Source organism: Bradyrhizobium sp. Tv2a-2, from assembly GCF_000472425.1.
Taxonomy (GTDB): domain Bacteria; phylum Pseudomonadota; class Alphaproteobacteria; order Rhizobiales; family Xanthobacteraceae; genus Bradyrhizobium.
In genome coordinates, this window is record NZ_AXAI01000013.1 from 196,940 (window position 1) to 210,000 (window position 13,061).

Annotated in this window: 14 protein-coding genes (1 of these 14 cut by a window edge); 11 read left to right on the top strand and 3 right to left on the bottom strand. The window is 63.1% G+C overall.

Annotated elements, in window-relative coordinates; genetic code table 11:
- Nucleotides 1-26: 26 nt before the first annotated feature.
- Nucleotides 27-1,631 (top strand): GMC family oxidoreductase, encoded by a 1,605-nt coding sequence (locus tag A3AI_RS0126350; protein ID WP_024518465.1) that lies wholly within the window; start codon nucleotides 27-29, stop codon nucleotides 1,629-1,631.
- A gap of 7 nt (nucleotides 1,632-1,638) precedes the next feature.
- Here A3AI_RS0126350 and A3AI_RS0126355 read toward each other — a convergent pair whose 3' ends face one another.
- Nucleotides 1,639-2,400 (bottom strand): SDR family NAD(P)-dependent oxidoreductase, encoded by a 762-nt coding sequence (locus A3AI_RS0126355; RefSeq protein ID WP_024518466.1) that lies wholly within the window; start codon nucleotides 2,398-2,400, stop codon nucleotides 1,639-1,641.
- Between the two features lie 146 nt (nucleotides 2,401-2,546).
- On the opposite strand from A3AI_RS0126355, the gene A3AI_RS0126360 reads away from it, so the two are divergent.
- Nucleotides 2,547-3,329 carry an SDR family oxidoreductase gene (locus A3AI_RS0126360; protein ID WP_024518467.1) on the top strand — a complete coding sequence of 261 codons (783 nt, stop codon included), beginning with the start codon at nucleotides 2,547-2,549 and terminating at the stop codon, nucleotides 3,327-3,329.
- Between the two features lie 87 nt (nucleotides 3,330-3,416).
- Here A3AI_RS0126360 and A3AI_RS0126365 read toward each other — a convergent pair whose 3' ends face one another.
- Complete coding sequence (locus A3AI_RS0126365) at nucleotides 3,417-3,884, bottom strand: DUF3775 domain-containing protein (protein WP_024518468.1); 468 nt, start codon at nucleotides 3,882-3,884, stop codon at nucleotides 3,417-3,419.
- A 122-nt stretch (nucleotides 3,885-4,006) separates the two neighbouring features.
- Here A3AI_RS0126365 and A3AI_RS0126370 point away from each other — a divergent pair, with 122 nt between their 5' ends.
- The 4 genes from A3AI_RS0126370 to A3AI_RS0126385 all read left to right on the top strand — a co-directional run bounded on the left by A3AI_RS0126370 (nucleotide 4,007) and on the right by A3AI_RS0126385 (nucleotide 7,711).
- Nucleotides 4,007-4,855: an MBL fold metallo-hydrolase gene (locus A3AI_RS0126370; protein WP_024518469.1), complete on the top strand. Its 849-nt coding sequence runs from the start codon at nucleotides 4,007-4,009 to the stop codon at nucleotides 4,853-4,855.
- Nucleotides 4,856-5,078: 223 nt separating this feature from the next.
- Nucleotides 5,079-5,921, top strand: a complete 843-nt coding sequence (locus A3AI_RS0126375) for a fumarylacetoacetate hydrolase family protein (protein WP_024518470.1) — start codon at nucleotides 5,079-5,081, stop codon at nucleotides 5,919-5,921.
- A 281-nt stretch (nucleotides 5,922-6,202) separates the two neighbouring features.
- Nucleotides 6,203-6,820, top strand: a complete 618-nt coding sequence (locus tag A3AI_RS0126380; RefSeq protein WP_024518471.1) for a glutathione S-transferase family protein — start codon at nucleotides 6,203-6,205, stop codon at nucleotides 6,818-6,820.
- Between the two features lie 21 nt (nucleotides 6,821-6,841).
- Nucleotides 6,842-7,711: an MBL fold metallo-hydrolase gene (locus A3AI_RS0126385; RefSeq protein ID WP_024518472.1), complete on the top strand. Its 870-nt coding sequence runs from the start codon at nucleotides 6,842-6,844 to the stop codon at nucleotides 7,709-7,711.
- Between the two features lie 170 nt (nucleotides 7,712-7,881).
- Here the strand turns inward: A3AI_RS0126385 and A3AI_RS0126390 are convergent, their stop codons facing one another.
- Nucleotides 7,882-8,424, bottom strand: a complete 543-nt coding sequence (locus A3AI_RS0126390) for a methylated-DNA--[protein]-cysteine S-methyltransferase (protein ID WP_024518473.1) — start codon at nucleotides 8,422-8,424, stop codon at nucleotides 7,882-7,884.
- A gap of 185 nt (nucleotides 8,425-8,609) precedes the next feature.
- Here A3AI_RS0126390 and A3AI_RS0126395 point away from each other — a divergent pair, with 185 nt between their 5' ends.
- The 5 genes from A3AI_RS0126395 to A3AI_RS0126415 form a co-directional block, all read left to right on the top strand.
- Entirely contained in the window at nucleotides 8,610-9,413 is an 804-nt protein-coding gene (locus A3AI_RS0126395; RefSeq protein ID WP_024518474.1) for an alpha/beta fold hydrolase, read from the top strand.
- 29 nt (nucleotides 9,414-9,442) lie between these two features.
- Nucleotides 9,443-10,690, top strand: a complete 1,248-nt coding sequence (locus tag A3AI_RS0126400; protein ID WP_024518475.1) for a M20/M25/M40 family metallo-hydrolase — start codon at nucleotides 9,443-9,445, stop codon at nucleotides 10,688-10,690.
- 170 nt (nucleotides 10,691-10,860) lie between these two features.
- Nucleotides 10,861-11,535, top strand: a complete 675-nt coding sequence (locus tag A3AI_RS0126405) for a GntR family transcriptional regulator (RefSeq protein WP_024518476.1) — start codon at nucleotides 10,861-10,863, stop codon at nucleotides 11,533-11,535.
- A 157-nt stretch (nucleotides 11,536-11,692) separates the two neighbouring features.
- A complete protein-coding gene (locus tag A3AI_RS0126410; RefSeq protein ID WP_024518477.1) occupies nucleotides 11,693-12,493 on the top strand; it encodes a phytanoyl-CoA dioxygenase family protein in 801 nt (266 codons plus the stop codon).
- Nucleotides 12,494-12,602: 109 nt separating this feature from the next.
- Nucleotides 12,603-13,061 carry the 5' end (the start) of an NAD(P)H-dependent oxidoreductase gene (locus A3AI_RS0126415; RefSeq protein ID WP_024518478.1) on the top strand. 852 nt of this gene lie beyond the right edge of the window, so the window shows 459 of its 1,311 coding nt (coding positions 1-459); its start codon is at nucleotides 12,603-12,605; the stop codon falls past the right edge of the window.

A 13,061-nucleotide genomic window follows, 5' to 3' on the forward strand; every position in this document is an offset into this window, starting at 1 on the left:
AAATAATAACCCAGGGGGAAACACAGGTGACGGACACATTTGACTTTGTGGTGGTGGGCGCGGGCTCCGGCGGCTGCGCCGTGGCCGGGCGGCTGTCGGAAGATGCCGGCACGTCGGTGGCATTGCTCGATGCCGGCGGCGCTTGCGACAATTGGGTGGTCACCACGCCCGGCGCGCTGGTGCTGATGGTCGCGGGCAAGGTCAACAACTGGGCCTTTGAGACAGTGCCGCAGAAGGGTCTGAACGGCCGCATCGGCTACCAGCCGCGCGGCAAAGGCCTGGGCGGCTCGTCCGCCATCAACGCCATGGTCTATATCCGCGGCCATCGCGCGGACTATGACCAATGGGCCTCGCTCGGCAATGCCGGCTGGTCGTATGCGGATGTGCTGCCCTATTTCAAGCGCTCCGAGGACAATGCCGAGTTCGACGGCGCCTACCATGCCAAGGGCGGGCCACTCCGCGTCAACAAACTTCGCACCGATAATCCGGTGCAGCAGATGTTCCTGACCGGGGCACAGGAAGCGCAATTTCGCCTACGCGACGATTTCAATGCCGAGGAGCAGGAAGGGCTCGGCATCTACCAGGTGACGCAGCATAACGGCGAGCGCTGGAGTGCGGCGCGCGCCTATGTGCATCCACACAAGGGCAAGCGAAGCAATCTCTGCGTGGAGACAGCAGCGCACGCGACCCGCATTCTGTTTGAGGGCAAGCGCGCGGTCGGCGTCGAATACCGGCAGCGCGATGCAACGAAGCAGTTGCGGGCACGCCGCGAAGTGATTCTCGCTGCCGGCGCCTTCCAGTCGCCGCAGCTTCTGATGCTGTCAGGTATCGGCGACGCACAGGCGCTCGCCAAACACGGGATCGCATCGCTGCATCATCTGCCCGGCGTCGGGCAGAATTTGCAGGACCATCCCGATTTCATCTTCAGCTATCTGTCGGATGCGCCCTATTTCACCGGCCTCTCGTTCTCCGGGATCGTGCATCAGCTGCGCGCGATTTCCCAATATCGCCGCGAGCGGCGCGGACCGATGACCTCGAACTTCGCCGAGTGCGGCGGCTTTCTGAAAAGCCAGCCCGACCTCGATATTCCCGACATCCAGCTGCATTTCGGCATGGCCATGGTCAACGACCACGGCCGCAAGCGCGGCTGGGGCCGCGGCTTTTCCTGCCATGTCTGCCTGCTCAGGCCCAAGAGCCGCGGCAGCGTCGCGTTGAAGAACGCAGATCCGCTTGCCGCGCCGCTGATCGATCCGAATTTCCTGGGCGAGGCCGATGATCTCGAAGCGATGGTCGCAGGCTACAAGACCACGCGGCGACTGATGGAGACGCCGGCGCTGCGGTCCCTGCAGAAGAAGGACATGGTTACATCAAAGGTGAAGACTGACGACGACATCCGCAACATTTTGCGCGCGCGGGTCGACACCGTCTATCACCCCGTCGGGAGCTGCAAGATGGGGGTAGATGCCATGGCCGTGGTCGACCCGAAGCTGAAAGTCTATGGCCTCGAAGGCCTGCGAGTGGTCGACGCATCGATCATGCCGACGCTGATCGGCGGCAATACCAATGCGCCGACGATTATGATCGGGGAGAAGGCGGCGGACATGATCAAGGCGGAGATGCGGGCGGGTTAAATGGTAGCTATGTCAGCAAGAACCCGCCGTCCACCGTGATCACGCTGCCCGTCATGTACCGTGACGCCTGGGACGCGAGCAGCAGGATCGCGCCGTCGAGATCGGACTCGGCGCCGACGCGGCGCTGCGGGATGCGCTTGATCAGGCGCTCGCCGCCGGGGGTTGCCCAGAACTCGTGGTTCATCTCGGTATCGATATAGCCGGGCGCGAGCGCGTTGACGCGGATGTTGTTGCCGGCAAGCTCCAGCGCCATCGCTTTGGTCGCCTGCACGATGCCCGCCTTGGAGATGGTGTAGGGCGAGAGGAACTTCATCACGCTGACGCCAAGCACCGAGGCGATGTTGACGATGTTGCCCTCCTGCTTGCGCGCGATCATGCGACGCGCGACTTCGGTCGCGGCAAAATAGGCGCCCTTGAGATTGGCGCCGATCACGGCGTCCCAGTCGGCCTCGGTCTGCTCGACCGCAAGCTTCTCGACCGCGATGCCGGCATTGTTGATCAGCACCGTGACAGGCCCGAGCGCGGCTTCCGCAGCATCGATCGCCTTCGCAATCGATGCGGTATCGGTGACGTCCATCTGCACCGCGGCAGCCCGTCCACCCTTGCCCCTGATCTCATCCTCCAGGCTTTTCAGCTTCACGACCTGCCGCGCCGCCAGCACGACCGCCGCGCCATGGCCTGCCAGCACGCGTGCGAATTGCCGGCCAAGACCCTGCGAGGCGCCGGTGATCAAAATGGTTTCCTTGGCAACATCGAACAGGGCAGACATGACGAAATCTCCGGAAGACAGCCGCTGATACCCTTGATACAGACCCTTCAGGGCCGCTGCCAAGCGCTACCTGCCGGCTTATCGCGGCTGGCGGGCTTGGCTAGAGTGGCAGCCGCCAAATCGATCGAGCCAACGGGAGTGAAACAGTGGATCTCGGTATCAAGGGCCGTCGCGCCATCGTCTGTGCATCGTCGAAGGGACTGGGACGCGCCTGCGCGATCGCGCTGGCCAATGAAGGCGTGCATGTCACCCTGACTGCGCGGGGCGCGGAGGCGCTGGCAAAGACGGCGGCTGACATCCGAAAGGCCAATCCCGGCGTCACCGTCACCGAGGTGGTCGGCGACATCACCACGCCGGCCGGCCGCGAAGCCGTGCTGAAAGCCTGCCCCGAGCCCGACATCCTCGTCAACAACGCCGGCGGGCCGCCGCCCGGCGATTTCCGCAACTGGACCCGCGACGACTGGATCAAGGCAATCGACGCCAACATGCTCACGCCCATCGAGCTGATCAAGGCGACGGTGGACGGCATGATGGCGCGCAAATTCGGCCGCATCGTCAATATCACCTCCGCCGCGGTGAAGGCACCGATCGATATTCTCGGCCTCTCCAACGGCGCCCGCGCCGGCCTGACCGGCTTCATCGCCGGCCTGTCGCGCAAGACCGTGATCAACAACGTGACCATCAACGGGCTTTTGCCGGGGCCGTTCGAGACTGATCGCTTGCGCGGCACTGCGAAAGCAGAAGCCGACAAGCGCGGTGTCGCGCCGGATCAGATCCTGGCGGAGCGCGCGAAGCTCAATCCTGCCGGCCGCTTCGGCGACGCCGAGGAATTCGGCCTGTTCTGCGCCTTCCTGTGCGGTGCGAAGGCAGGCTTCATCACCGGCCAGAACATCCTGCTCGACGGCGGCGCCTTCCCGGGGACGCTGTAATCGCGCGGGCAGTTGCCGCGTTCTTACCTCTCCCCATCGGGGAGAGGTAAATTGAGTGCGCGGACGCGGCTCGCCGCAATCTGCCCGCTACCTCCGCTCGTCCTCGTCGTGTTCACTCTGGCTCGATGAATCCGGGGTGATACGCTCGTCGGTCCAGTCGACGCCGAACTCGTCGAGGCCGTCGGCGAGGAGATCGCCGAGCATCGGTTCGCCCAGCAGATATTGTGCGGTCTCGCGGCGCGGGTGGTCGTATTCGGTCCGCGCCTCCGCCGCGCTTGCGCGCAGCTCACCCCATTCCTCGATCGTGCCGTCGCCGCGGCCGAGCCACATCAGTGCGACGAGGTCGATCTGCTCGTCCTCGTTCAATGCGCCGATGAAGCTTGTGAGTTCACGCACCACCGGATCCTGACCATTGTCCTCAAGCACGTCGATCATGTCATCATCGGCCGCATTCGAGCCGGAGTCGATATCTGAGCTCGCGTCCTTGACGTCGAATTCGCGGGCCTTCTCGATGATGAAAGCAAGCTTTTCGGGCGAAATCGCAAGCTCAGGCATCGTGGCGCACTCCTCTGCAGGCAGACCCGACAACGCAATATAGCCAAAAGTGATCCATTGCACCCGACGGCCGAAAGCCGCATCTTGCCGGTCAACCATGACAATTGCGGGAAACGCTTGAGATGCAATGGAAGGTAGGCCAGGTCAAAATCACCAAAGTGGTCGAACTGGAAACGACCGGCTCGACGCGCTTCATCCTGCCGCTCGCGAGCAATGAGGAAATCCAGAAGCTGCCCTGGTTGATCCCGCATTTCGCGACCGAGGAGGGGCGACTGAAAATGTCGATCCATTCGCTCATCGTGGAGACGCCGAAACGCCGCATCGTGGTCGACACCGGGCTCGGCAACGACAAGGAGGGCCGCGGAGTTCCCACCTGGAACAATCGCAAGGGGCCGTTTCTCGAGACTATGGCGGCGGCCGGCTTTCCGCCTGACAGCATCGACACCGTGCTCTGCACCCATCTCCATGTCGACCATGTCGGCTGGAACACCAAGCTCGTCGACGGGACATGGGTTCCGACCTTCCCCAACGCCCGCTACGTGTTCGGCCGTACCGAATACGAGCATTGGCGCGACCATAGCGAGACCGAGGACAAGATCGCTGTGTTCAAGGATTCGGTCGCGCCGATCGTCGCGGCCGGCCGCGCCGAGCTTATCCCGAGCGATGCCAGGCTGACCGAGGAGATCACCCTGATCCCGACCCCCGGCCACAGCCCGGGCCATATGAGCATCCTGATCAACTCCGGAGGCGAACAGGCGCTGCTGACCGGCGACGTCGCCCATCACCCCTGCCAGATGGCGCATCTTGACTGGTCGTCGACAGCGGACTCCAACCCCGCCCAATCGGCCACCACGCGCCGGGACCTGTTCTCCCGCTTTGCTGATACCCCGACCCTGGTTATCGGCGGCCATTTCAACGCCGGTCATATCAAGCGGGATGGAGACGCCTTCAAATTCATCGCCTTGGGGTGATGGATTTTCACATCGTGAGAGGCTTGCAGTCCGTAAGATGGGTGGAGCACGGCGAAACCCATCTTTGTGCCAGATTGCACCAAAGATGGTGGGTTTCGCTGCGCTCCACCTACCCGACACTTCATGGCTAACGACCCAGCAATGCGCGGGCGGAGTTGAATTTCCCGCCGCGCTGTTCCATGAAGCTATTTAACCAAGCGGTCTATCCTAGGGAGTGATGTCAATGAAGCTGGTTCGTTATGGCGCAAGGGATGCGGAAAAGCCCGGTCTGATCGACAAATCCGGTCAGTTGCGCGACCTGTCCGCGCATGTCCGGGACCTCGACGGGGAGGCCTACTCACCCGCCTCGCTCAAGAAGCTCGCCGCGATCGACCCGGCCTCGCTGCCTGCCGTCAGCGGCAATCCGCGTTTGGGGGCGCCCGTGACCGGCATCTCCAAATTTGTCGCAATCGGTCTGAACTACGTCGACCACGCCAAGGAGACGGGATCGCCGATCCCCACCGAGCCGATCTTCTTCATCAAGGCCAACACTGCGCTCTCGGGTCCGAGCGATCCGGTCGAGAAGCCGCGCGGCTCGACCAAGCTCGACTGGGAGGTTGAGATTGCCGTCATCATCGGCACACGCGCCAAGTATGTGTCGGAAGCCGATGCGCTCAACCATGTCGCGGGCTACTGCGTCTGCAACGACGTCTCCGAGCGCAACTTCCAGATCGAGCGGCTTGGACAGTGGACCAAGGGCAAATCGCACGACACCTTCGGTCCGCTCGGGCCGTGGCTCGTGACCAAGGACGAGATTCCGAACCCGCAGAGCCTCTCGATGTGGCTCGACGTCAACGGCAAGCGGAAGCAGACCGGCTCGACCTCTACCATGATCTTCTCCATCGCCAAATGCGTCTCCTATGTCTCGCAGTTCATGACACTGCTGCCCGGCGATGTGCTCACGACCGGGACGCCTCCCGGCGTCGGCACCGGCATGAAGCCGCCACAATATCTCAATGTCGGCGACGTCGTGACGCTCGGCATCGAGGGCCTCGGCGAGCAGCGCCAGGAGATCGTCGCAGCGTGAGGCTTGGGCTAGCGTGAGGCTTGGGCTGAAGGCCAAAACCTCCGCCGTCATTCCGGGATGGTGCGCAAGCACCAGAGCCGGAATCTCGAGATTCCGGGCTCGATGCTTACGCATCGCCCCGCAATGACGCCCTCTAAAGCGCGATGAGATTTGGTTGAATCGTCATCGCGCTTTAGGTCTTTGATTGAGCATGATCTTTTCGGAAAACCGCTACACACTTTTCCGGATCATGCTTTAGATCACCAGCTCGCCATGACGAGCAGCGCGCGAGGACCATTTCCATGAAGCTCACTTTTTCCGCCGCCTCGCCGTTTGCCCGCAAGGTACGCATTGCCGCAATCGAGCTTGGGCTGATCGACAAGATCGAGTTCTCGCCGGTAACGGTCGCGCCGGCGACGCAGAACGAGGAATACTCCCGCATCACACCGCTGAAAAAGCTGCCGGTCCTGATCCTCGACAATGGCGAGGTCATTCTGGATTCCTACGTCATTGTTGAATATCTCGACGAGCTCGCGGGCGGCGGCAAGCTGATCCCGTCTTCCGGCACCCTGAAATGGAGGGTCAAGAGTGACCACTCGCTGCTGCAGGGCATGCTGGATTCCATGCTGCTCTGCCGGTACGAGGGCATTGTGCGCCCGGAAGGCTTGCGCTGGAAGGCGTGGTCCGATGACCACTGGAATCGCGCCTGGACCGGGATGGCCCGCTTCGAGCACCATGTCGAGGCGATGCAGGCGCGCCCCTTCGACATCGCGCAAATCGGCCTCGTCTGCGTGCTCGGCTATGCCGACTTCCGCTTTCCCGATTGTGGCTGGCGCAAGGCCTATCCCAGGCTGGACGCGTTTCACCAAAAGATGCTGGAGCGGCCGTCGGTGAAAATCTCGGTGCCGCCGGCGGCGTAATCGTCAGGATGGAGAAGAGTGATGAGTCTCAAATTCAACGTCGGCGATCTCACCATTCATCGTGCGATCGAGCAGGAGACCAGCTTCTTTCCTGCCCTGGAGCTGTTACCGCAGCTGACACCGGAGCTGCTCGGCGAGAACCGAAGCTGGCTGCGGCAGGCCGGCGCGCTGGATGAAGAGGATGTGCTGATCCTGTGCTTTCAGTCCTACATCGTCCGCACGCCGCATCACACCATCCTGATCGACAGCTGCATCGGTAACGACAAGCAGCGCCCGGCGCGGCCGAAATGGCACATGAAGACCGACGACACCTATATGCGCGCGCTGACCGCCGCGGGCATCAAGCCTGGCGACATCGACTATGTGATGTGCACGCATCTGCATGTCGACCATGTTGGCTGGAACACGAAGCTTGAGAACGGCCGCTGGGTGCCGACCTTCCCGAAGGCGCGCTACGTATTCGGCAAGTCCGAGTACGACTATTGGAGCGAGCAGAACAAGAAGGCTGAAGTGCCGCCCTTCGCCGACAGCGTGCTCCCGGTGGTCGAAGCCGACAAGGCGGATATCGTCGGCAATGATTTCGCCATCGGCGATCATTTGCGCATTGTTCCGACCCCCGGCCACACCCCGGGCCACGTCGCCTTTGCCTTCGGCAAGGGCAAGGACAGCGCGGTGTTCTGCGGCGATCTCATGCACACGCCACTGCAGACGCTCCATCCCGAGCTGTCACCGAAGTTCGACGTCGATCCCGCGCAGGCCGCGGTCACCCGGCGCAATTTCCTGGAGCGCTATTGCGACACCGATACGCTGTGCTGCACCGCACATTTCCCCTCGCCGTCGGTCGGAAAGATCAAGCGCAAGGGAAATGCGTTTACGTGCGAGGCGGCCTAACTGACCATGCCCCTTGCCTCGCCCCGCCTGCGCGGAGAGGTCGCATCACATCGAAAGGTGCGACGCGGGTGAGGGGGACTCTTTGCGCATTTCTCTGCTTTCCGAATATGCGGAGAAGGCCCCTCACCCCAGCCCTCTTCCCGCAAGAGCGGGGCGAGGGAGAGCCGCCCTCAATCAAACAGGCTCGGCGTGTGGTTGACGATGGCGCCTTCGATACGGAGCATTTTTAGTTTGGTCGACACGCCGCCGTTTGCCGAGAAGCCGCCAGGCTTGTTGCCAGCCGCAAGCACGCGGTGGCAGGGCACCACGATCGGACACGGATTGCGGCCGAGTGCCTGACCGACGTCGCGCGACAGCTCCACGCCGCCGAGGCGTTTCGCAATGTCGCCATAGGTCAGGGTCTTGCCCGGCGGGATCGTGCGCGCGATCTCGTAGACGCTGCGGTTGAAGGCCGGCACGCCCTCGAGGTCGAGCGCGATATCGGTGAGGTCGTCCGCCTTGCCTTCGAGCAATTCGACGATGCGCTCGATCGCGTGCTGCACGGCCGCGGTCGGCTCCGCTTCGCTGATCTCACCATGGCGCTGATGGATGCGGTTGACGGTTTTCTCCTCGCTGCCCATCGGCAGTTGCACACCGTTGATGCCGCGCGGTCCCCATTCGATGCCGCAGATTCCGATCGGGGTGTCGAACAGGGTATAATGCTGGTTGGTCATAGCCAGGCTCCAACAAATCTCATCGTTCATGTCTTAGCTTCTGGCGGGAAATCTAGGCTTGGAAAATGTTGCGATCCACCCGGATTCCGGCAATCTAGCGGCTTGTTCCCGGCCTTTTACGCTGGAACACCCCGCCCTTGCCCTGCAGAGGGCTCAAAACCAACTCGTCCTGGTCACGGCTTCGCATGCAAACTCTTCGCGTCAATGGATACGACATGGCCTATCTCGAGATCGGGACTGGCCGCCCCCTGGTTTGCGTGCACGGCTCGCTCTGCGATTTTCGCAACTGGTCGGCGGTGCTGGGGCCGCTGAGCGCGCGGCACCGCGTGATCGCGGTCAGCTTGCGGCATTTTTTTCCCGAACGGTGGGACGGCTCGGGCAACACCTATTCGCTCGCGCAGCACATCGACGACGTGATCGCCTTTATCGAAGCGCTCAACGCGGGGCCGGTCGACCTGATGGGCCACTCCCGCGGGGGTCATGTCTCCTTTCGGGTCGCGCAGCGGCGCCCGGATCTGCTGCGCAGGCTGATCCTGGCCGAACCAGGTGGCGAGATCGACGCAAGCCTCGATCCCGACTACAAGCCCGGCCCCTGGCCGATGGCCCACCCGATCGCCGCGGCCGCAGATGCCATCGGCAAGCGCGACATCGACGGCGGGCTGGAGATCTTCCTCGCCGCACTGAACGTGCCCTGGAAGCGGCTGCCCGCTGTCACCAAACAGCTGCTGCGCGACAATGCCGCGACCCTGATCGGCGATGCACGTGATGTGCGGATGCCGTTCTCAAGAGCGGACGCCGCAGCGATTCAGGCTCCGACACTCTTCATCGGGGGCGCCGCGACCCGCGGACTGCTGCCAAAGGTGCTGCATGCGTTGGCCGCCCATGTGCCTGATGCACGGACCGAGATGATCGCCGGCGCGACACACGCCATGTTCGAGCAGGCACCGCAGGCCTATAGTGAGATCGTGCTCAAATTCCTCGCGAGCTGACACGGACAACAAGAAACAAGGGAGGCTCCATGAAACGCCTGGCAACATCGTGGCTTGCGATCGGCCTTTGCTGCCTCACCTCATCGGTGCTCGCCGCGCCGGACGAAAAGCTCAAGGCCGCGGCCGAAGCCGCAAAGCCGGCGCTGATCGACACCTTGCGCGACATGGTGATGATTGAATCCGGCAGCAGCGACGTCGAAGGTGTGAAGAAAATGGCCGACTTCACCGAGGCGCGGCTGAAGGCGCTCGGTGCCAAGACCGAGCGGCGCAAAGTCACGCACGGTCCCGGCGGCGACATCGTGATCGGCACATTCGAGGGCACGGGCACCAGAAAGTTGATGTTGATTGCGCATATGGACACCGTCTACGAGCGCGGCATCTCGGCGAGCGAGCCCTACAAGGTTGATGGCAACCGCATCTATGGACCCGGGATCGCCGACGACAAGGGCGGCATCGCGGTTGTGCTGCATTCCCTGCAAATTTTGAAGGATGCCGGCTGGCGCGACTACGCAAAGCTCACCGTGTCCTTCAACCCGGACGAGGAGATCGGCTCGATCGGCTCCGGCGAGTTCATCTCCGAACTCGCCGACCAGCATGACGTCGTGCTGTCCTGCGAGCCGACGGCGGCGAAGCCCGCCGCGCCCCATGAATCGCTGCTGCTTGGCGCCAGCGGCACCGCGACCGGCACACTGGAGGTGAAGGGGCTGGCCTCGCATGCCGGTGCTGCGCCTGACCGCGGCCGCAATGCGCTGATCGAGCTCGCGCATCAATTGCTGCAGACGATGGATGTAGCGAAAGCCATTCCGGGTACGCAGCTGAACTGGACCACGGCCAAGGCCGGCACCGTGCGCAACCAGATTCCGGAGGACGCGGTCGCGGGCGCCGACATCCGCCTCACGGTACCAGACGGCGTTGCGAAGCTGCAGGCCGCGCTCGACGAGAAGGTGAAGGACAAGCTCATTCCCGGCACCGAGGTGAAGGTGACGATCACGCCGGGCCGCCCGCCCTTTGTCGCCAACGAACGCGGCCGCGCGATCGCTCAAGCCGGACAGGCGATCTATGCCGAGATCGACCGCAAGCTGCTCATCGCTGAGATGACCGGCGGCGCCACCGATGCCGGCTACGCCAACCGCAGCGGCAAGGCCGCCGTGGTCGAAAGCTTCGGGCTCGCCGGCTTCGGCTATCACGCGCGCGACGAATATATCGACACCGACTCGATCGTGCCCCGGCTCTATCTGATGACGCGGATGCTGATCGAGCTGGGTAAACACACATAGCGCCGCCGCTCGATCGAGCCTCGGCATCACCAGGGCCCGCGGTCCTGACGGGGCCGCCCCCCATCAAGCTTCTGGAATGCGCGCAGGGCCTGCGATCGGCCTTGACCTTGCTTGAAGTCAGGACTAGCCTTTTCGAATACGGAATTCCGTATTCGAAAATGGATGGCGCCATGATACCGTTGGAGCCGCTGCCAAATCTGGCTGACCAGGTCTATGAGCGGATTCTCGAGGCCATCACCGACCGCATTCTACCGCCGGGCCAACGGGTGCGGCAGAACGAGCTTGCCGACAAGCTCGGCGTATCGCGCCAGCCAGTCTCTCATGCGCTGCATATCCTGCACCGGCAGGGCCTGCTCGCCGAGAGCGGACGCCGCGGCTTTGAGGTGACCCAGCTCGATCCGCAGCGGATCCGCCAGCTCTATGAGGTTCGCGGAGCCATGGATGCGCTTGCGGCGAAGCTCGCAGCCGAACGCAGCAGGCTCGACGCGGCGGGACGCGAGTGCCTCGAGGCAGCGCTGCGCGAAGGGCGCGCAGCGGATAGCAAAACACCGCTGGGCCGGCTGATTGCGCGTGATGTCGACTTCCACAGCGCCATCTACCGCCTCGCCGGCAATCCCGTGATCGAGGAAATGATCGCGCCACAATGGCCGCACATGCGCCGCTCCATGGCGACCGTGCTGGCCGAGCTTGATTACCGCGAAAGCGCGTGGACGGAACACGCGGAGATCGCGGCGCACATTCTCTCGGGTCATGCGGAAGCGGCGGAAGCGAGTGCAATGGCGCATGCTCTCAATGCGGGGAGAATGACGGAAGAAAGGTTGAAAGCGACGCTGGAAGCGGCGTGATTGAGACTGTCGTTCCGCGGCGCTGGGAAGCGTCGAACCCGGAAGCTCGAGATTCTCGGATGTACAACAGCACATCAGGTTCGCACCGAGGCACGCCCCCAGGTTACGTCTTCGGCAATGACAACAACAACGATAATGACAGCAAGGAGGAAGTGACATGAAACTGACCAACGAGCAGCTCGAGTTTTTCAAGCGCGAAGGCTGGTTGTTCCTTCCCGAACTGTTCAGCCCCGAGGAAACCGCCTTTCTCGCGCGCGAGGCGGAGGGGATCTACGACGCCAACCGGCCCGAGGTCTGGCGCGAGAAGAGCGGCGCGCCGCGCACCGCTTTTGCCGCACATCTCTACAACGAAGCCTTCGGCGTGTTGGGAGCGCATCCACGCATGATCGAGCCTGTGGAGCAGCTCTTCGGCGAGAAGCTCTACATGCACCAGTTCAAGATCAACGCCAAATCGGCTTTCACCGGTGACGTCTGGCAATGGCACCAGGATTACGGCACTTGGAAGCGCGATGACGGCATGCCCGAGCCGCGCGCTATGAACATCGCGATCTTCCTCGACGAGGTGATGCCGATCAACGGGCCGCTGATGCTGGTGCCGCGGAGCCAGAATGCCGGCGACCTCGAAGCGTCACATGATTTGCAGACAACGTCCTATCCGCTCTGGACACTGGACGAGGCGACCGTGACGCGGCTGGTCAAGCAGGGTGGCATCGTGGCGCCGACCGGCAAGGCCGGCGGCATGCTGATGTTCCACGGCAATCTGGTGCACGGTTCGGCGGGCAACATCACGCCCTACCCGCGCAAGATCGTCTATCTGACGCTGAATGCGGTCTCCAACTACATCCGCACGCCGACGCGGCCGGACTATATCGCGCACCGCGACTTCACGCCGATCCAGGCGGTCGATGACGACGCGCTGCTGCGGCTTGCGCGTGCGCAGCGGCAAGCGGCGGAATAGGCTTCTCCACCGTCATTTCCGGGGCGCGCGGAAGGTGCGCCCCGGGTCTCGCGATTCCGGGTTGGACGCCAACGCGTCGCGCGGAATGACCTCGACCGATGGAAACACCATGAACCTCTTTTCGCTCCTCAATGCACGCCGCGCCGCCGGAAAGCCTGTCCGCGTCGCGCTGATCGGCGCCGGCAAATTCGGCTCGATGTTCCTGTCCCAGGTGCCCCATGTGCCCGGCCTGGAGGTCTCCGTCATCGTCGACCTCGATCCGGAACGCGCGCGTGAGGCCTGCCGCACCGTCGGCTGGGACAGCGCACAGATCGAGTCCACGAATTTCACCGCTGACAGCACCAAGGCGACATCGGACGGGATCGAAGTGATGGTGGAAGCAACCGGCAATCCCGCCGCTGGCATTCGCCATGCGCGCGCGGCGATCAAGGCCGGCAAGCACATCGTCATGGTCAATGTCGAGGCCGACGTGCTGGCCGGACCTCTGCTTGCGGAAGAGGCGCGCAAGGCAGGCGTGGTCTATTCGCTCGCCTATGGCGACCAGCCCGCGCTAACCGCGGAGATGGTG

Excerpts from the sequence above, each read along its gene's own strand:
- A3AI_RS0126390 (WP_024518473.1), bottom strand. The coding sequence starts at position 8,424 with ATGACCAACCAGCATTATACCCTGTTCGACACCCCGATCGGAATCTGC.
- A3AI_RS0126410 (WP_024518477.1), top strand. The coding sequence starts at position 11,693 with ATGAAACTGACCAACGAGCAGCTCGAGTTTTTCAAGCGCGAAGGCTGG.
- A3AI_RS0126405 (WP_024518476.1), top strand. The coding sequence starts at position 10,861 with ATGATACCGTTGGAGCCGCTGCCAAATCTGGCTGACCAGGTCTATGAG.
- A3AI_RS0126375 (WP_024518470.1), top strand. The coding sequence starts at position 5,079 with ATGAAGCTGGTTCGTTATGGCGCAAGGGATGCGGAAAAGCCCGGTCTG.
- A3AI_RS0126370 (WP_024518469.1), top strand. The coding sequence starts at position 4,007 with ATGCAATGGAAGGTAGGCCAGGTCAAAATCACCAAAGTGGTCGAACTG.
- A3AI_RS0126395 (WP_024518474.1), top strand. The coding sequence starts at position 8,610 with ATGCAAACTCTTCGCGTCAATGGATACGACATGGCCTATCTCGAGATC.
- A3AI_RS0126355 (WP_024518466.1), bottom strand. The coding sequence starts at position 2,400 with ATGTCTGCCCTGTTCGATGTTGCCAAGGAAACCATTTTGATCACCGGC.
- A3AI_RS0126385 (WP_024518472.1), top strand. The coding sequence starts at position 6,842 with ATGAGTCTCAAATTCAACGTCGGCGATCTCACCATTCATCGTGCGATC.
- A3AI_RS0126380 (WP_024518471.1), top strand. The coding sequence starts at position 6,203 with ATGAAGCTCACTTTTTCCGCCGCCTCGCCGTTTGCCCGCAAGGTACGC.
- A3AI_RS0126365 (WP_024518468.1), bottom strand. The coding sequence starts at position 3,884 with ATGCCTGAGCTTGCGATTTCGCCCGAAAAGCTTGCTTTCATCATCGAG.
- A3AI_RS0126400 (WP_024518475.1), top strand. The coding sequence starts at position 9,443 with ATGAAACGCCTGGCAACATCGTGGCTTGCGATCGGCCTTTGCTGCCTC.